Here is an 18,317-nt window from a genome sequence, read left to right as displayed (position 1 = left end):
CAAATATCGTCGCCAGATTTCTTGAGCGACTGCCTGCAAGGGCAGGCAATCGCAGATGTGCGGGAGGACGGGGCGCCGATCGAGTGCTCCCGGCAACTCAATGCCTGCTCAAACAAGGGGCGTCGCCGTCGCGGGTGCGAAACGCCGGCCTGACGGCATATGCTGCGCCGCCAGGCAACGGGTGTCGGCAACGCCGATCAGTTCCCGGAATCCTTCACCTTTGCCGCGATATCGGAGTCGATGCGCTTGAACGCCTCGTCAATCTCCATCTCGCCCGCAGCCGCCTGGCTGACGCGGGTGACGAGCGCGCCGTAGAAGGTGTCGGACCAGTGCCATCCGGGCAGCTTGCGTGCGAGCTCGGAGAGCGACTTGCTCGCCTCGACGAAGGCGTTGAGGGCCGCCTTTGCCTGGGCATCGTCGGTCTTGAAGTCGAGCCCCTTGGCAAGGACTCCCTTATGCGCCGGCAGGAACAGGGTGCGCTCGGAGAACTCCTTCACCACGGCCTCGCTCGCGAGGTAGTCCATCACCTTGGCGACGTCCTTCGGGTTTTTGGTGTATTTGACTGCAACCAATCCCGCGCCGCCGGTCATGCCGGTGCAGTTGGCGGGGCCACAGGGGCTGCCGGTCGCAACCCAGTCGAAGTTGGTGCCAATCTTCGTCGAGAAGTTCGGAACCTGCCAGGAGCCGGAGTAATAATAGACGAGCTGACCGTTGATGAAGTCGTCGGCGGCGGCGCGATAGGTCGAACCGGCCGCAGAAACCCAGACATCCTTGCTCATCGTGCCGTCGGCAACCCAGCCGACAAAGGTTTTGAGGAAATTCTTCGAGCCCTCGTCGAGCGGTGCCGGCTTGCCGTCGGCGCCGATATAGTTGCCGCCATAGGCAAGGTTCGGACCGCTGAGACGATGGCCGGACCGATCAAGAGCCATCGGGAAGGGAACCTGCTGGCTTTCCGCGACCTGCTTTGCAGCCTTCGCCCAATCGTCCCAGGTCGCGTCCTTGCCCGGGATCGGAACGCCGGCCTGGTCGAACAGCGTCTTGTTGGCGAAGCCTCCGGCAATCGTGATCTGCGTCATGAAGCCGGAAATCTGATTGGTGCCATCTGGACGCATCCAATCGGCCTGTCCACCGAAATTCTCGTCCCAATAGGCGGGATCGGCGACCAGCGGCCTCAGGTCCAACCAGTGCTGGCTGAGGGCTTTGAGGTTGGTGACACGGGCGATATCCGGCCCGTTGCCGGCTTCGAGCTGTACCGGCAGTTGCTCCCGGACGACGCTGTAGGAAACGTTGTCGAGCGTCACCTTGATGTCGGGGTTTTCCTTCATGAAGCGATCGAGCAGATCCTTCAGCACCTCGCCCTCGACGCCATCGGAATACCACATGATGCGCACGTCGCCGGCGATCGCTGCCGTCGATGTCATCAGCCCGACGGCAAGAGCCGCGAGCATTGTTCTGGTCTTGGTCATTGTCTTCCTCCTCTTGTCCGTTGACGAGCGTCCTCCCGCTCGTTCTGTTTCGCGCCGGCTTCTCCCGGCCGGCGCAACTCCTCGTCCCGCTAGGCGGCGGGCAACATTGTAACCTCGCCTATTACGGTGAAATCCCTGGCGATAAGCGTGCGCCCCTCGGCTTCCGTCCTGCCGTCGCCATGAAAGACGACCCGGCCGTATTCGGGGTCGTCGACGACGAAGGCGCCATCGGCGGTTTCCTCGACCGCGAGCGCGGCGAACCTGGCTTTGACGTCGCCGAGTTCTTCGGCTTCGCAGACCCGCACGATCCATCGCGTCCTGTGGCCGGATTGACGCAACTCCGCATTCGTCGACGGACCATCGGTGACCGGCACCAGTTCACCACCGCCGATCAGGGCGACGGCACCTCGGCCGCTGCGGGCAAGCGCAAGCCTGCCCTCGACCCTGCTCTCGTCGAACTCGGCGACCGGGAACCACGCATGGGTGAAATCCGGCTGCTCGCGAACGGTGACAAAATCGAGTACGGCCAGCCCCCTATACTGGTGGGCACGTGGGAGGGTGCCGCAACCACCCCAATAGGAGGGCCGGCCGTACCCGAACTGAATGGTTTCGCCCGGATGGTTAATCCAGATCGCCGCTTCCGGACGCTCACCAAGCCTCAGGTGCAGCACCGTTTCCTGGTAACCCCATTCGTTCCAGCGATAATGCGCCGCCGATCCGATGGCGAAGTGGCGACCCTTGTAATGGTAAAGCGCCGCGAAGCGGTTTTCGCCCTGGGCAAAGCGCCATTCCTGGTGGGTGTCCTCGTTTTCATGGCAGGCAACCGCGGCAAGCGCTTCCGGCACGACGAGGCCATGATCGCGAAGGCAGACGGCAAGCTGCGGCAGCGCGTGCACACGGCGGCCATACCAGCCCCGGCCCCAGAGCAGGCGGGCCACACCCGAAAGCTCGAGCGAACGACCGGCGCAGAGCGTGTGCTCGTAGGAGCGCCCCTGAGCAGCCGTGACCATGCCGTGATGGGCGGAGCGGGCGATGATCTCGCACAGCCGGACAATGCCCTTATTCGCCCGTTCGGCGATATCGGCATCGGGCGAGAGCGCCGCGAGCGCCGTCAGGCCCTTGAGGTCGATCGGGAAATAGGGCGCGGAGTTGAATTCCGCCATTTCCCACGCCTCGAAATGATCAAGCCAGGCGCGAACCCGTTCGGCGCCGACGGCGCTTTGCTCGCGTCCCTTGCGCCCCGAACGCCGGAAGGTCGCCTCGGGGAAAAGATGGCCGGCGAGATAGGCCGAGGTGTGGAACAGCAGCGCGTGGTTCTCGGAAAAATACCACTGCACGTCATTGCCGGGCTCATCCATCCAGTAGCGGAAATTCAGGATCGCCTGGTCGATGCGGTCGCGGGTCCGCTCGCCGATGTCGCGGCCCCAGACTGTGCGCGACCAGATCAGCGGCACGAGCGAAAAGTCGGCGCAGTCGTGGCAGTCCTCGATCGAGGGAAGGATCTCCTCGATCATCGCGTCGGTGTCGGCGCCGCCGCGACCGCTGGCAAGCCGTGCAAAGGCCCGCACCGTATCCCGCTCGGAAAAACCGGAGATTTCGTCAAGCGTTTCGCGAATACGGCCGGCAAGCGTTTCTGGGGGGGTGCCCTGGCGTCCGGCATGGCAGATTTCGACACCGAGCGAGCGCGAGGCGACGAAACCGCCGGCGTCGAGCGTGATGCGGAAATGGCGGAAATCTGCCGGCGTCTCTTCCGACGGACCGACCGTCAGCCTCGTGTCGCCGGCCTTCACGACAAAGTCGTGGTCGAAGCGCTCCGTCGACATGAAGTCGCCTTCGACCGCCACATTGACCTTGACGTCTAGCGGCAGTGCCTTGGCGAAGTTGAGTGTGATATCACCCTCGAAATAGGCGGTGCGATCGAAATGCATGCCGTCGAGCGCGGTTTCGATATCCGCGGCCGCCGCACTCTGGCAGGGAACAGGCAACGCGACGCGCGCGGTCGGTCCGTCGAGATAGTCGAGTTCGAAGAAATAGCGGGCGTCCCGTTCGGCAAGGTCGTCGAAGAAGATCGTGATCTCGTTGAGACCGGCCTTGAGCGGCAGTTCGAATTCCGCCTTGGCCTCGAGGTTACGGCTATAGGGCGCCATCCAGCCGACTTCAGCGCCGTTCAGCCAGATCACCGCACCGCCGCAGGTGCCGAGGCGGACCGTCGCCGGCCCTGCGGTGTCGGCCTCGATAGAGGTGCGAGCCCAGGTGGCAAGCCGCGTCGGCCGGAACCAGAAGCCGGAAAGATCGAGACGCGGCGAACCGAAGGGCAGCCACCAGCGGCTGGCTTCAAACGAACCACGCACCTCGGGCCGCTTGTCGCGATACCGTTCGGCAAAGATCGTGCGGCAGGGATATTCGTGCGGAATGAAGTTCTTGTGCTTGGTCAGGAAGAAGAAGGGGTCCATTTCGCCCTTCATCGGCTGGTCGGGCACATCGAAGCGCTCCTCGGCAATCGTGCCGAGTTGCCAGTAGCTGATCGCTTGCCCCGCAACGAGGCTCTTCTTCATATGGAAAGTCATATCGGTCATTTCAGTTCAGCCAAGGCTACGGGGGTGACGTCGTTGTATTCCTGGTTCTCACCGGTCATGCCCCAAACGAAGGCATAGGGTCCGGTGCCGGCGCCCATGTGGATCGACCAGGCGGGCGAAAGCACCGCATCGCCATCGGCGACGATCAGGTGCCGTGTCTCTTCCGGCTGGCCCATCAGGTGGACGATCCGGTCTTCGGGCGCCATGTCGAAATAGCAGTAAGCCTCCATCCGTCGCTCGTGCACATGCGGCGGCATGGTGTTCCACGCGCTGCCTTCGGCAAGATCGGTAATGCCCATCAAGAGCAGGCAGGACGGCATCACTTCCGGATGGATGTACATGGCGAGACGGCGCTTGTTCGAGCGCTTGGCGTCTCCGAGTTCAATCGCCTTTGCCTCGGCCTTCTTGACCAGCCGGTGCGGCAGGTCCGCGCCGGCCGGCACGGAGTTCATGTAGAAGCGCGCCGGCTTGTCGGCGGCATGGCTGGCAACGACGACTTCCTGCGCGCCGCGCCCGACATAGAGAACGTCGCGGTTTTCAAGCACGAAGCTCTTTCCGTCGACGGTGGCGGTGCCGGTGCCGCCGAGATTGGCAATACCCATTTCGCGGGCGGAAAGCAGAAAGGGCGTTCCGATATCGGCGCCCGACCCGAAGGATACGCTCCCGGTCATCGGCATCGCGCCGCCAAGGATCAGCCGGTCGACATGGGTGTAGGTGAAGCTCACTGCGTCCTGCATGAAGAGATCGCTTACCAGGAACTCGCGGCGCAGGCGCTGCGTGTCAAAAGCCTTGATGTCATCGGGGTTCGCCCCGTAGAGAACCTTCATCGTCATGCTGCCTGTCCTTGCTCGCCAACATGGTGCAAGGCTTCCGACAGGCACAGGATTGCCAATGCCTGGCCGTAGCCGGTCGGCTGAATGGGAATGTCCTTGTAGAATTGCAGGTCGTGGCCCATGCGGGTGCCGTAGGAGACGTTGAGCACGGTGCCGCTTTCGTCGATGTTGCGCATCACCGCCTCAAGCGCCCGGAGACCGGCAGCGCGCCAGGCCGGCATGCCGTAGCCCAGGCGATAGCCTTTGAGCAGGCCGTAGCCGATGCCGGCTGTCGCGGATATTTCCTCGTAGGACGTGGTGTCGTCGAGAAGCGTGCGCCAGGCGCCGGATGCGGTCTGCAATGGCAGCAGCGCCTCGACCTGGGTGACGAGCACGCCAAGCAGATATTGTTTGACCGGGACCGCAATCTCGGCGAGGTCGAAGAAGTCGAGCATGCCAGCAGTGATCCAGGCGTTACCGCGCGCCCAGCGGGCCCTTGCGAAATTATGCCGGCCGTCGAAGGTCCAACCGTGAAACCAGAGGCCGGAATGGGTGTCCGCGAGATAACGGGCATGCACGAGAAATTGCCGCGAGGCCTCGTCGACGAGTTCGCGCCGGCCGCTTGCCTGGCCATAAGAGGCCAGAAACAGCGCAACCATGTAGAGCGTGTCGTCCCAGAGTTCGTTGTCGTTGACCTTGTCGGAAACGTGGTGTTCGAAACCGCCTTCCGAGGTGCGTCCCATCTCTCCGATCACACGGTCCGCCCAGTCGTCGAGAAGCGGTTTCCAGCGCGGATCACCCGTCTTCGCCCAGAGCACCGAAAGTCCGAGCATCGGCGCTGTCGTGTTGACATTGAGCTCCGGAAGGCCGGCAGCGAGCCTTGCCTCGTACCAGCCCTCGATCAACTGGCGCAGATCGCCGCGACCGGTGAACAGCCAGAGCCGGATTAGGCCATAAAGGCCGACGCCTTGGGGCCATTCCCAACTGTCGAAGCTGATATAGTCGCCCGCGGTTCCGTCAAGGTTCGGCTCGACGAACCGGCCGTCATGCTTGAGGCCGGTCATGCCGCCGACAAGACGATCGAGACCCATGCGAATGTCGTGGGCGTTCGGGCCCATGGTGCTCCTCCGTTTTATGCCGCTCTTCCGTCGGTCTGTTGGAGCGATTAAAGGCATGAAGATTTTTCTTGCGCAACATGAAAATTTTTCTCATTCTGTCGCAATGGAGGACCCAATGACTGCAAAACCGCAGCCGGGCAAACGTGGAAAAAAAAGCAAGCGGGTTAGACTTGAGGACATTGCCGAAACCTGCGGCGTGTCGCTCAGCACCGCGTCGCGGGCGCTCGCCGGCGAAAAGGGCGTCCGTCCGGAAATCCGCCAACGGGTGCTGGAGGCGGCCAAGAACGCCAACTACGTCGTACCGACGGCCGTTGCCGGGCAGCAGGTCATTGTCGCCGCATCCAGTGCCGCGATGATCGACTATGTGCGCAACCAGTTCACCCACTACGTGCTGGAAGGGCTGAAGGAACGGGCTCAGGCTCTCGACCTCGAAATCGTCACACGGCCGATCGCGGACCAGAGCGAGGAACTGGCGGTGCTCGCCGAGGCCCAGGAGACCGACAATGTCGCCGGCCTGCTGTTTCTCACCATAGACGACGAAGACATGCTCGCCGCGACGAGCGGCTTCGACAAGCCGGTCGTGCTGCTCAACGGCGACGATCCCTTCATGCGGCTTTCAAGCGTAACGCCCTGCAATCGCTCGAGCGCGCGGCTTGCCACCGATCATCTGACCGAACTCGGACATGAGCGCATCCTGTTTCTGATGCGGCCGGGGCGCCGGACCATCGAGCGGCGTTACGAGGGCTGGCGCGACGGGCTTCTGGCGAAGGGATTGCCCGTTTCGGATGACCTGCTCATGACCGTCGAGGACTGGCTGCCGGAACTGGCGACGCAGGCGATCATGCAGCGTATCGCCGAGCGGGGACTGGATTTCACCGCGGTTCTGGCCGCCGGCGACAGTCTTGCAGTGGGCGCCATGCTCGGCATCCAGCAGAAGGGTTTTTCGGTGCCGGGAGATGTCTCGGTGATGGGCATGGACGACCTGCCGCAGGCGGCGTTCCTCAATCCGCCACTTACGACGATGCATATTCCCATGCGCGAGATCGGCTCGGTCGCGCTCGACCTGCTGCGCGACACGCTCTCCGGTATCCCGGCGCCGCCACGGCGCGTGGAGCTTGCATGCCATCTCGTGCCCCGCGCCTCAACCGCGCCGCCGCGCGGTATTGCCTTGAGCGATATCACGACGAGGGAGTAGGCACCTTCATCGCCCTCGGGCGGACGGACGCGGATGCCCCTCAATCCACGAATTCGCTGATCGTCGATGGAGGACGATACAATAACCGCTGCAGGATCACCGGCCTTGCTCTCCCGAACGATCAGGGGACTGGGAATAACCCTGCGCATGGGCGATGGGCTTTCCATATTCTCAATAGATTCAAGAAGCATTTCAACGGCGGTCTTACCCATTTCTTCCGTAGGCTGCTCGATCGTCGATCGCGGCGGCGAGCAGAAGGCGCAGACAGGCGAGCCATCGAAGGAAACGATCGAAAGATCGCCCGGCATGGCGAGCCCCACCTCTTTCATCCTGCTCATGAAGGAAATCGTCACGCCTGCGAGTTTCGCCACAAATCGATCGATGAAGCAGCGAACATCAGGTCTTGAAAAGATATGAACCGTCGATCCCTTAATTAGCCATACAAAAAGTTGTTTAGGTTCGCGATCTGCGAAAGAACGACCGGTTTGGGAGGGAGCCATCCCGAAACAATTACGGTTGAGTTGATCGCTGGCAAACTCCGGCCGGCAAAAGGCAAGCAAGATGCGGCGCAATGCGGCCACAGTGCTTATCAGCAGACTGGTTTGAAGCAGCATGTCGGAAGTGTGTACACGGAGCGAACTGTACCAGCAGCGATAACGCGTCGGACTGGTGCCCGACGCGTTATCGCTGAGGCAAAAGTATTGTACCGCCCACACCAGAAGCGCATGCGGGACTTCAGCGTTTATGCTGACCGATCAGCGCCTCCATCATGGAGCACTCCTCCGAGGTGAGGTCTTTCAGCGGTGGCCGAACCCCACCCGCGTCAAAGCCCTGCAAACGAACGCCCGCCTTGATGGCCGATACGGCATAGCCCTTGTTGCGGTTCCGAATGGCCATGAACGGGTAGAAGAAGTCGTTCAGGATCTGCTCGCATTTCTTCCGCTCCCCGGCCCGTAGCGCCTTGTAGAATTCAACAGCCAGGCCAGGTACGAAGTTAAAGACGGCAGACGAATAGGTTGTGAAGCCGGCACCAAGATAAGCCTCCGCAAAGAGTTCCGCCGTGGGCATGCCGCCGAGATAGGTCAGTCGGTCACCCATTTTGGCTGTGATCTGGCGAACCAGTCCAATGTCGCCCGTTCCATCCTTGAACCCCACGAGGTTCGGGCATTCATCGCAGAGACGTGCAAGTGTGTCCGCCTGGAGAACGGAATTGTCGCGGTTGTAAACCATGACACCCATACCGGTGGACTGGCATACCTTCTTGATATGCTGAAAGAGCCCCTCCTGCGGCGCATCGATCAGATAATGGGGCAGAAGGAGGATTCCGTCAGCTCCTGCCTTTTCAACCGATCGCGCGATCGAGGCGGCGATGTCGGTTCCATAGCCGCACCCGGACACGATCGGGGTCTTACCCGCCGCCGCCTTGGCAACACGGACGATAGCGGGAATTTCCTCCGGTGTCAGGGAGAAGAACTCGCCGGTTCCGCCTGCGGCGAACAGAACAGAGGCTTCGAAGCCGGAAAGCCAGTTGACGTGCTCGGCATAGCTGGTTGGATTGAACTTTCCATCACCGTCGAAGTGGGTGACTGGGAACGACAGTAGGCCGTCACCGAGTACCTGCTTGAGTTGTTCAATTTCCATTCTATCAAAATCCTTTCCGTTTCGAGGTAGTGCTTGATTGATGACGTGCAGGGCCCTTGGCACGACTGCACACGCTGCCGAGCCTGGTCGCCGGACTGATGATGAAAGGGTCATTGTCCTGCCGCTATTGATCGCGGCTCGTTTGCCTCAGGCGCCGAATTCTATTCCTCCACGAAGGCTTCCTCCCTTTTGCGCCTGACCGCCGGTGCTGCCATAGTCAGCAGAAGAACCGCAGCAATCAGGAGCATCACCGCGCTGATGGGGTGCGTGAGGAAGACAGTCGGATCGCCTTTGGCGAGAAGCATGGCCCGTCGAAGATATTCTTCCATCATCGGGCCCAGGATGAAGCCGAGCAGCAATGGTGCGGGTTCACAATCCAGACGGCGGAGCATGTAACCCGCGAGCCCAAAACCGACCATAAGGTAGACGTCGAAAAGAGACTTGTTGATGCTGAACACACCGACTGCGCAAAACACCAGGATCGCCGGGAACAGCAGGCTGTAGCGCACCGAGATCATTTTGACCCAGATCCCGATCAATGGCAGGTTCAAAACCAGCAGCATGACATTGCCGATCCACATCGAGATCACGATGGCCCAGAACAGCATCGGCTGTTCATGGATCACCGAAGGGCCGGGCTGAATGCCCTGCATGATCAACGCGCCGATCATCAGGGCCATGACCGGGTTCGACGGGATACCAAGCGTCAGCATCGGAATGAACGAGGTTTGTGCCGCGGCATTGTTTGCCGATTCCGGGCCAGCAAGTCCTGCCAAAGCCCCGTGACCGAACTCTTCGGGTTTCGAGGAGACTTTCTTCTCCAGCGCATAGGCGGAGAACGAAGCTAACGTCGCGCCTCCGCCCGGCAGGATGCCCAGAACGGAGCCCAAGGCTGTGCCTCTCAATACCGGCGGTAGCATGGCGCGAAGCTCGGAAAGGGTCGGCATCAGTCTCGTGATCTGGGCCAGTTGCGTGTTTTCGCTTTTGCGGTCACCGAGATTGGCGATGATCTCGCCGATGCCGAATATGCCCATCGCAACGATCACAAAGCTTATGCCATCCAGAAGCTGCGGCGTCCCACCGGTGAAGCGCTGCACGCCGGAATTGACGTCCGTTCCGACAAGGCCAAGAAGCAGACCAAGCAGCATCATCCCGAAAGCATGCAGCACCGAGCCATGAGCGAGAACGATCGCCGCGATCAGTCCGAGAACCATCAGCGAAAAATATTCTGCAGGACCGAACTTAAGCGCGAACAGGGACAAGATCGGGGCGACAAACCCTACCAGCAGTGTTGCCAGCGTACCGGCAATGAAGGATCCGATGGCAGCAGTCGCAAGGGCCTGCCCCCCCTTTCCCTGTCGAGCCATCTGGTAGCCGTCCAGAGCGGTGACCACTGAGGAGGCTTCGCCCGGAAGATTGACGAGAATTGCCGTCGTGGAGCCGCCATACTGTGCGCCGTAGAAAATGCCAGCCAGCATGATTAAGGCGGTCTCGGGCGGAAGGCCGAACGTGATCGGCAGCAGCATCGAAATCGTGGCGACTGGCCCCAGTCCGGGGAGAACGCCGATAGCCGTGCCGAGAAAGCACCCGATCAGGCAATACAGCAGATTATAGGCGCTGAAGGCCGCGGTTGCGCCCAGGATGATCCCTGAAAAGTCCATCACAGTTCCCTCAGCCTCCAAACCAGTTGCCGATCAACGGCAATGGAAGCCCAAGCGCTTCGACAAAGACCAACGCACAAAATGCAATCAGGGCGATCGCCGCCATCGCGCCGGTGACGGAATACTTGAATGATTGCGCCGCCATCGGAGCGGTGAGCAGGAGCGCTGCCAATGCAAGGATCAATCCGGCTCCCATCAGGAGAACGGCAAACAGGATGAGGGAGAGCGATACGAAGACGACTGGCCGCCAGGCAAACGCTTCCAGCGGTTCTCCGCTGCGGGTGATCCCTCGGGCGACCGAGATCAGACCAACGCATGCGAGGAGGCCTCCCAATACGGTCGGGAAATAGCCTGGACCCATTCTTGTTGCCGTTCCCAGGGAATAGTCTCGGGCCACGAGGGCAAACCCTGTGCCGAGGCAGACGTAGACTATTCCGGCCCAGAAATCTTTCGGTCCATTTACAAAGGAAAGCATCACATTTCTCCCTTCGCAGCGGGCAGGCCTGAGAGACCTCTCACCACGTTTGTCGATATGAGGAGGCGTGGCCGCCGTGCTGCGACCACGCCCGCCTAGCTTATTCAGCTGTGATGTTTCCGGTTTCGATGACGTTCTTCCAGCGGGCCATATCCTCCTGAAGGAAGGCCGAGAACTCCTCGTTGGAATTTCCGACGACCTGGAAGCCGATCTCGTTGAACTTGGCGATGACGTCCGGATCGGAGAGCGCTGCTTTGAGGCCTTCGTTGAGCTTGGCCTTGGTTTCGGCAGGCAGACCTTTCGGCGCTGCAACACCCTGCCAGGCGCTGACAACGATGTCCTTATAGCCAAGTTCTGTCAGCGTCGGTACGTCAGGAAGGAGCGGGTGACGGGTTTCACCCGTCTGGGCCAGCGCTTTCATCTGCCCTTCCTTGACGTAATTGATGATCGCGCCAAGATTCTGGAAAGAAACGTCGACATGACCACCGATCAGGTCGGCCTGCGCAGCAGACCCGCCCTTGTACGAGACGTGAACGCCCTTCGTGTCTGTCGCCTGGAAGAAGAGTGCGGCCGTCAAATGGTCAGACGAGCCATTACCGGAATTGGCGAAGCTCACGGTATCCGGATTTTCCTTCATGGTGGCGACCAACTCCTCAACCGTCGTCGCTTTAAAGCCGGGATGCGTCACCAAGACGTTCGGCGTGCTGACCGCGACTGTGAGCAGGTCGAAATCCTTGAGCGGATCGTAGGAGAGGTTCTTCTGCAGGAAGGGATTGGTTGCAAACGTGCCGAGCGATGCGACCAGCAGCGTCTTTCCATCCGCTGCGGCCTGAGCGACGAGACCTGCGCCGATGGCTCCGGTGGCACCCGGCCTGTTGTCGATGACGACCGGCTGCCCGAGTGTCGCAGAAAGTTTCGGCTCGATAAAACGCGCGGTCGTGTCGGTTGCGCCGCCCGGCGGGAACGGAACGATAATTGTTACCTGTTCCTGCGCATTTGCCGAAACCAGTTGAGCCGCAAAGCCGATCGTCAGGCCGAAGGCCAGTCCCAGTAGTGTCCTCTTCGTCATGCCACTTCTCCTCCTTAAGTGTTGCTGGTCTCCCGTTCCGCTTCGGCTTGCGCCGACACGGCATTACTTCTCGGCGGCTACCTCACGAGGCATGGGCGCCTGTTGTCGAAGCGCCAGTCCTTGACGAGATACTGCATTGCCCCCGCATCATCGCGCGCGCCCAACCCATGTTTCAGATAGAGTTGATGCGCCTCCTCCACGCGGTCCATGTCGAGTTCGATGCCAAGGCCTGGCTTTGTCGGCACCGTCACATAGCCATCCACAATCTCGAAGGGTTCACGTGTCAACCGCTGACCGTCCTGCCAAATCCAGTGGGTATCCAGCGCCGTGACCCGTCCGGGTGCTGCCGCTCCAACGTGGGTGAACATGGCAAGTGAGACGTCAAAATGATTGTTCGAGTGTGACCCCCAGGTCATTCCGAATGCTTCGCAAAGCTGAGCCACTCGTACGGATCCCTGCATCGTCCAAAAATGCGGATCGGCCAGGGGAATATCGACTGACTGCAATTGGATGGCATGCGCCATCTGTCGCCAATCGGTTGCAACCATGTTGGTCGCCGTGGGCAGCCCGGTGGCTCTGCGGAATTCGGCCATCACCTCACGGCCGGAGAAACCCTGCTCCGCCCCGCAAGGGTCTTCCGCATAGGACAGGACATCGTTGCGGCCCTTGCAGAGACGGATCGCTTCCTCGAGTGACCAAGCCCCATTCGGATCGAGGGTTATGCGCGCTCCCGGGAAACGCTTGGCCAGGGCCGTTACCGCCTCGATCTCCTTTTCGCCGGCAAGGACGCCGCCCTTCAACTTGAAGTCCTGGAAGCCGTATCGCTCCTGTGCGGCCTCGGCGAGGCGAACGATGGCTTCCGGAGTGAGCGCCTCCCGGTCACGGAGCCGGGTCCACTCATCGACGGCTCCTTCCCCGTTGCGATACGGCAGATCGGTCTTACCACTGTCTCCGACATAGAACAGATAGCCGAGCATCTGAACGCGATCCCGCTTCTGCCCATCGCCGAGCAACGCCGCGACCGGAACGCCCAGGTGCTTGCCCAAAAGATCCAGAAGCGCCGCCTCGATCGCGGTCACGACGTGGATTGTCGTGCGCAGGTCGAAGGTCTGCAGACCACGACCGCCGGCGTCGCGATCCATGAAAGCGACGTGGACGGCCTCGAGCAGGGCCTTGTAGTTCCCGATCGATTTCCCGACCAACAAGGGCTCGGACTCTTCGAGCGTCTTCCTGATCGCCTCGCCGCCCGGGACTTCGCCAATTCCCGTATTGCCGGCACTGTCGGTGATGACCACGAGGTTGCGCGTGAAGAATGGTGCGTGAGCTCCGCTGAGGTTGAGGAGCATGCTGTCGCGGCCTGCAACCGGGATGGCCTTCAACGACTTGATGACCGGAGCGCCCGCTACTGGATACAACGCGTTATCCTGCGCTTCTACTGACGCCGCAAACATTTAGGTCCTCCTCCGTCATTCCAATCATCTCAAGAAAGAGAGATGTCCTCATCACCTGCCCCGATCCTACGCATCGTAACTAATTTGTCAATATTAGTTATAATGTGTAAATTTGAGAACTATGGAGCTTTCGTCCAGAAGACGTTAGAGTGAAAAGATGAACCAGAGCAGCCAGCAGATTCGACCCCTGAGGGACATGTCCTCACATGTCCTTGCGCAGCTTGAAACCATGCTGGCACAGCCAGCTTGGCACAATGGGGGACGCCTTCCGCCCGAGGCAGAACTGGCGCAACAGTTCGGCGTTTCCCGACCGGTGCTGCGTAAGGCGCTTGTTCAGATGCGTGATGCAGGAAGGATTGTTTCGCGGCGCGGCTCAGCCAATTTCGTTCAGCCGAAGGCCGATATCCTGCCGGCTGCCGCCGACGGACAGGGCCCGTCGATCCAGACCGTTTTCGACATGAGGCGTTGCCTGCGTTTCCGCGAGGTCATCGAATGTGGCGCAGCCGAAGACGCGGCAAGGGTGCATGATCCCCACGCAACCGCCGCCATCCAGACGGCGTATGATCGAATGCTTGCGCTGCCTCCGGGGGAAAGCGTCTTTGAGGCAGACTTTGCCTTTCACCTTGCGATTGCTCAGGCTACTGCGAATCCCTATTTCGCTTTCACCTTGCGATCGCTGAAAGACCAGATCCGCCTCACCATCGAATTTACCAGGAAGCTCCAGGATCGTCCGCCCGATCAGGTCGTGCCGCGCGTCGTCGATGAGCACAGAGTTATATTGGAAGCGATCAAGGCCGGTGACGTTGAAGGCGCGCGTTCGGCCATGAACTTCCACATGAAGCAGAGCGTGGTCCGACTTCTCGAGGAAGAGTGATTGATCAGGGTGTCGTGGAAGCCTGTTTGTCCAGTCGCCAGCACTTCAGGGACGGATAATTCCTTAGAAAGTCTGAAGGGATACGAACCGGGGACCCGCTTGGATAGTTCACGCGAAGGTACGGACTTTGTCCGGCAATCTCCTGGCAGGACTTCGGTGTATGCGGTGAACACACAACGCATGTGGCTCCGGAACTACAAGCGGCCGTCGCGTTACGCTATGTCAGACGTCACCCGGCGGACAGTGCACATCGTGCCTCACTTAGGAACCGTTGTGTGCGTCGCGCCTGCGAAAGAAGACGGGATGGTGATGGCTATTTCAGGTTGGCCTGCGTGTCAGTCGTATTCCTCCCCTTGCTCACACTAAGCCGCAAGCGATGCAGCGGTTAGATTCCGATGGTTAACAGCCATCATTTGACCGGCGATTGCCCTGCGTGAAGCTGCCTATAGCGACCACCCGCACCGGCGATCAGCTCGGAGTGGGTTCCCTGTTCGATGATGTGGCCGTCTTCCACGACGAGGATACGATCCGCATGGGCAACGGTGGCAAGCCGGTGGGCCACGATCAGGGTCGTGCGTCCTTCCGCCAGCTCCGCCAGAGACTGCTGGATGGCGCGTTCCGTCTCGGTGTCGAGCGCCGAGGTCGCCTCATCGAGGATCAGGATCGGCGGGTTCTTGAGGAAGATGCGCGCGATGGCAAATCGCTGCTTCTGACCGCCCGATAGCTTCACCCCCCGCTCCCCGATGACGGTGTCGAGGCCCGCCGGAAGCGATGCGATCAGGCTGTCCAGCCGCGCACGACGGGCTGCCTCCAATATCTCCGCTTCCGTGGCGTCCAGACGGCCGTAGGCGATGTTGTTACGGATCGTGCCGGCGAACAGAAATACATCCTGAGCAACGATGCCGATGTTCGATCGCAGCGACTTCAGGGTCATGTCGCGAATGTCGATCCCGTCGATCAGGATCGCCCCCTCCGTCACCTCGTAGAAGCGCGGCAGAAGCGAACAGATGGTTGTCTTGCCCGCCCCCGACGAACCGACAAAAGCAACCGTCTCGCCCGCCTTGATCGACAGGTTCAACCCCGTCAGCACCGGCCTTTCGGCCTGATAGCCGAAACTCACGTTACGGTAATCAATGGCTCCTTCCAGCCGCGCGACGGTTTGTGCGGTGTCGTGATCGCTAATATCCGGTCTCGTATCGAGGAAATGGCAATAGCGCTGAAAACCGGCGAGACCTTTGGGATAGGTCTCGATGATCGAGTTGATCTTCTCGAGCGGGCTGAAGAAGACGTTGAGCAGGAGCAGGAAGCCGACGAAGCCGCCCGCAGTCAGTTCCCCCCGCACCACGAACCATGCGCCAGCCAGCATCACGACGACCTGTACGAAGCGCATCGACAGATAGGAGAGCGACATCGAGGCCGCCATCACCCTGTAGGCTTCGAGCTTGGTCGCAAGGTAGTTGCGGTTGTTCTGCGCAAACAGCGCCCGCTCGTGATCTTCGTTGGCGAAGGCCTGCACGACGCGGATACCGCCGACATTTTCCTCGATACGGGCGTTGAATTCCGCCACCCGGCCATAGAGAGCATGCCAGGTCTCCGTCATCCTCTGACCGTAGACGGTCGTGAGAATGGCAGTGACCGGCACGAGGATCGCTGTAATGAACGCCAATGGTACATGCACCCACAGCATCAGCAGCAAAGCGCCGATCAGCGTCATCAAGGCGATGAAGAGATCCTCCGGCCCGTGATGGGCCACCTCGCCGATCTCCTCCAGATCCTTGGTAAGCCGCGCCACCAGATGGCCGGTCTTCATGTTGTCGAAGAACCCGAAAGAGAGCTTCTGAAGATGATCGAAGGCCTTGCGACGCATCTCTGTCTCGATCCTCAGACCGAGCATATGGCCCCAGTAGGTGACAATAACCTGTAGCCCGGCGTTGAGAACGTAAATAAGGAGCAGGCCGAGCGACGCCAGCACGATCACACCGAGCTGGTTTGTGGGAAGCAGCCTGTCGATGAAGACCGTCACCGCCACGGGAAATGCGAGCTCCAGCAACCCGGCGGCAACGGCGGAGGAAAAATCGAGCACAAACAGGCCGCGATGGGGGCGGTAATAGGCGGCGAACCGCGTCAGGAGGTCCTTCACGACGCCGTCCCTTCCTTGTCTACGCAAAAATCCGAAGAGGTGTCCGGCAGCATGGTGCGTCCCTTCGGCACGATGAGCGGAGAACCGGTGACGGGATCGGGAATGATGACGGAAGGCAAGCCGAAGACCTTCTCGACCAGTCGCTCCGTGATGATCGAAGACGGGTGCCCTTCGGCAAGGACTGCTCCATCCTTCATGGCGATCAGATGCGTGGCATAACGGCAGGCCTGATTGAGATCGTGCAGCACGGCGACGATCGTGCGACCTTGAGCGTTGAGATCGGCCAGCAGGTCCATCAGCTCGATCTGATGGGCGATATCGAGGAAGGTGGTCGGCTCGTCGAGCAGCAGGATCGGCGTCTGCTGCGCCAGCACCATGGCAATCCAGACACGCTGCCGCTGCCCACCGGATAGCGCATCCACCAGCCGCCCGGAGAGATCCGTCACACGGGTTGCCGCCATCGCGTCAACCACCGCCTCCTCGTCCGCCTTCGACCATTGCCGCAGCAAAGACTGGTGCGGATAGCGGCCCCGCGCCACCAGATCCGCAACCGTGATGCCCTCCGGAGCGCTGGAAGACTGCGGCAGAAGGCCAAGGCGACGAGCCACCTCCTTTGACGGGTGATCGCGCAGGCTGCGGCCGTCGAGGATCACCTGACCTGCGGCAGGGGCGAGCAGCCGCGACAGCGCGCGCAGCAGGGTGGACTTGCCGCAGGCATTCGGCCCAACAATGACGGTGAAGGCGCCATCGGGAATGGCAACGGAGAGATCGCGGGAGATCGTGCGCTCGTCGTAGCGCAGGGTGATGGTGTCGGCATGCAGGCGGCCAGAGCCGGATTGGGAACTGGTCATTTGCGACCCTCGCGAATGAGAAGCCAGAGGAAGTAGAACCCGCCGATGCCGACCGTCATCACGCCAACGGGAAGCTGCATGCCAAGCGCATGCTGGACGGCCCAGTCTGCGGCCAGCAACAGCAGCCCGCCGGTCAGTGCAGAGGGAAGGAGCGCGACACCGGCCGAGCGGGTCATGCGGCGGGCAATCTGCGGGGCGCAGAGCGCGATGAAGGAAATAGGTCCCGCCGTGGCGGTCACAAGCGCCGTCAGCGCCACGCCGAGCACCATCAGCAAAAGCCGCGTTTGGCCTGCATCCACACCAGAGGCACGCGCGAGATCCTCCCCCAGTTCCAGCTGGCGCATCGGGCGCGACAGAAAAAGCGTCAACGGCAACAGAATGCAGAGCACCAGCGAGACGGGCACAAGCTGCTCGATGCCGAGCCCGTTCAGCGATCCCGCCCCCCAGATGGCCGCGGCTATCGCCACTTGAAGATCCGCCTCGCGGATCATCCAGGCATTGACGGCAGACAGCATGGCGGCAACGCCAATGCCGACGATGATAAGCCGGAACCCCTCCACGCCCCGCCGCCAGGCCAGCAGGTAGACGGCGGCAGCCGTTGCCACCCCGCCGACAAGCGCGCCGAGCGCCGTCTCGTAATACCCGCCGGAAAACAGCAGGATCACGACAAGCGCGCCGGTGTAAGACCCCGCCGAGAAGCCGATGATATCAGGGCTTCCCAGCGGATTGCGCGTCAGGCTCTGGAAGATGGCACCGCTTGCGCCGAGAGCGGCACCAAGCAGAACGGCAAGCGCCACGCGCGGCAGACGCCATTCCACCACGATCATCCGCACCATATCCTCGCCCTGGCCCGCCAGAGCCCTCAACACATCGACAAGTGCAATCGGATACTTGCCGCTCAGAAGCGACAGCGCCGCAAGGGACGCGATGAGCAGGACCAGCACCATCAGAATGGCGAGCAAGCGTCTTTCGAACCGGAACGACAGAC

General features: G+C 61.1%; 14 protein-coding genes and 1 pseudogene. 2 read left to right on the top strand and 13 right to left on the bottom strand.

Annotated elements, in window-relative coordinates; all coding sequences use genetic code 11:
- Positions 1-197 precede the first annotated feature (197 nt).
- The 4 genes from J5N58_RS15495 to bglB all read right to left on the bottom strand — a co-directional run bounded on the left by J5N58_RS15495 (position 198) and on the right by bglB (position 5,972).
- Positions 198-1,466, bottom strand: coding sequence for an ABC transporter substrate-binding protein (locus tag J5N58_RS15495; protein ID WP_113444189.1), 1,269 nt, complete (start codon positions 1,464-1,466; stop codon positions 198-200).
- An 89-nt stretch (positions 1,467-1,555) separates the two neighbouring features.
- Entirely contained in the window at positions 1,556-4,042 is a 2,487-nt protein-coding gene (locus tag J5N58_RS15490; protein WP_113444188.1) for a hypothetical protein, read from the bottom strand.
- Positions 4,039-4,875, bottom strand: coding sequence for a 5-dehydro-4-deoxy-D-glucuronate isomerase (gene kduI, locus J5N58_RS15485; RefSeq protein WP_112829736.1), 837 nt, complete (start codon positions 4,873-4,875; stop codon positions 4,039-4,041). Before kduI ends, J5N58_RS15490 begins: the two co-directional genes overlap by 4 nt.
- Positions 4,872-5,972 (bottom strand): beta-galactosidase BglB, encoded by a 1,101-nt coding sequence (gene bglB, locus J5N58_RS15480; protein ID WP_112829735.1) that lies wholly within the window; start codon positions 5,970-5,972, stop codon positions 4,872-4,874. The genes kduI and bglB overlap by 4 nt, the downstream gene beginning before the upstream one ends.
- Before the next feature lie 115 nt (positions 5,973-6,087).
- Here bglB and J5N58_RS15475 point away from each other — a divergent pair, with 115 nt between their 5' ends.
- Positions 6,088-7,167: a LacI family DNA-binding transcriptional regulator gene (locus tag J5N58_RS15475; protein WP_112829734.1), complete on the top strand. Its 1,080-nt coding sequence runs from the start codon at positions 6,088-6,090 to the stop codon at positions 7,165-7,167.
- A gap of 167 nt (positions 7,168-7,334) precedes the next feature.
- Here the strand turns inward: J5N58_RS15475 and J5N58_RS15470 are convergent.
- From J5N58_RS15470 to gudD, 6 genes and pseudogenes are all read right to left on the bottom strand, one after another.
- Positions 7,335-7,475: pseudogene (locus tag J5N58_RS15470) on the bottom strand (substrate-binding domain-containing protein); the annotation flags it as partial.
- A 427-nt stretch (positions 7,476-7,902) separates the two neighbouring features.
- Complete coding sequence (kdgD, locus tag J5N58_RS15465) at positions 7,903-8,808, bottom strand: 5-dehydro-4-deoxyglucarate dehydratase (protein WP_113444187.1); 906 nt, start codon at positions 8,806-8,808, stop codon at positions 7,903-7,905.
- 161 nt (positions 8,809-8,969) lie between these two features.
- Complete coding sequence (locus J5N58_RS15460; protein WP_113444186.1) at positions 8,970-10,469, bottom strand: tripartite tricarboxylate transporter permease; 1,500 nt, start codon at positions 10,467-10,469, stop codon at positions 8,970-8,972.
- Between the two features lie 10 nt (positions 10,470-10,479).
- Positions 10,480-10,944 carry a tripartite tricarboxylate transporter TctB family protein gene (locus J5N58_RS15455; RefSeq protein WP_113340065.1) on the bottom strand — a complete coding sequence of 155 codons (465 nt, stop codon included), beginning with the start codon at positions 10,942-10,944 and terminating at the stop codon, positions 10,480-10,482.
- Between the two features lie 100 nt (positions 10,945-11,044).
- The gene (locus tag J5N58_RS15450) at positions 11,045-12,013 is read right to left on the bottom strand and encodes a Bug family tripartite tricarboxylate transporter substrate binding protein (protein ID WP_112829730.1); all 969 of its coding nucleotides are present in this window, start codon (positions 12,011-12,013) and stop codon (positions 11,045-11,047) included.
- Positions 12,014-12,090: 77 nt separating this feature from the next.
- Entirely contained in the window at positions 12,091-13,464 is a 1,374-nt protein-coding gene (gene gudD, locus J5N58_RS15445; RefSeq protein WP_425314471.1) for a glucarate dehydratase, read from the bottom strand.
- A gap of 196 nt (positions 13,465-13,660) precedes the next feature.
- Here gudD and J5N58_RS15440 point away from each other — a divergent pair, with 196 nt between their 5' ends.
- Positions 13,661-14,338, top strand: a complete 678-nt coding sequence (locus J5N58_RS15440; protein WP_244711533.1) for a FadR/GntR family transcriptional regulator — start codon at positions 13,661-13,663, stop codon at positions 14,336-14,338.
- Positions 14,339-14,747: 409 nt separating this feature from the next.
- Here J5N58_RS15440 and J5N58_RS15435 read toward each other — a convergent pair whose 3' ends face one another.
- From J5N58_RS15435 to J5N58_RS15425, 3 genes are read right to left on the bottom strand one after another with little or no spacing between them, the layout of a single operon-like run.
- Positions 14,748-16,478: an ABC transporter ATP-binding protein gene (locus tag J5N58_RS15435; protein ID WP_244711530.1), complete on the bottom strand. Its 1,731-nt coding sequence runs from the start codon at positions 16,476-16,478 to the stop codon at positions 14,748-14,750.
- Entirely contained in the window at positions 16,475-17,329 is an 855-nt protein-coding gene (locus J5N58_RS15430; RefSeq protein WP_113438542.1) for an ABC transporter ATP-binding protein, read from the bottom strand. Before J5N58_RS15430 ends, J5N58_RS15435 begins: the two co-directional genes overlap by 4 nt.
- The gene (locus tag J5N58_RS15425; RefSeq protein WP_244711528.1) at positions 17,326-18,291 is read right to left on the bottom strand and encodes a FecCD family ABC transporter permease; all 966 of its coding nucleotides are present in this window, start codon (positions 18,289-18,291) and stop codon (positions 17,326-17,328) included. The genes J5N58_RS15430 and J5N58_RS15425 overlap by 4 nt, the downstream gene beginning before the upstream one ends.
- Between the last annotated feature and the right edge of the window lie 26 nt (positions 18,292-18,317).

Source organism: Paenirhizobium cremeum, assembly GCF_022884085.1.
Lineage (GTDB): Bacteria > Pseudomonadota > Alphaproteobacteria > Rhizobiales > Rhizobiaceae > Allorhizobium > Allorhizobium cremeum.
Note: the sequence above shows the minus strand (reverse complement) of the source record. Positions and strands in the feature narration are given on the sequence as shown.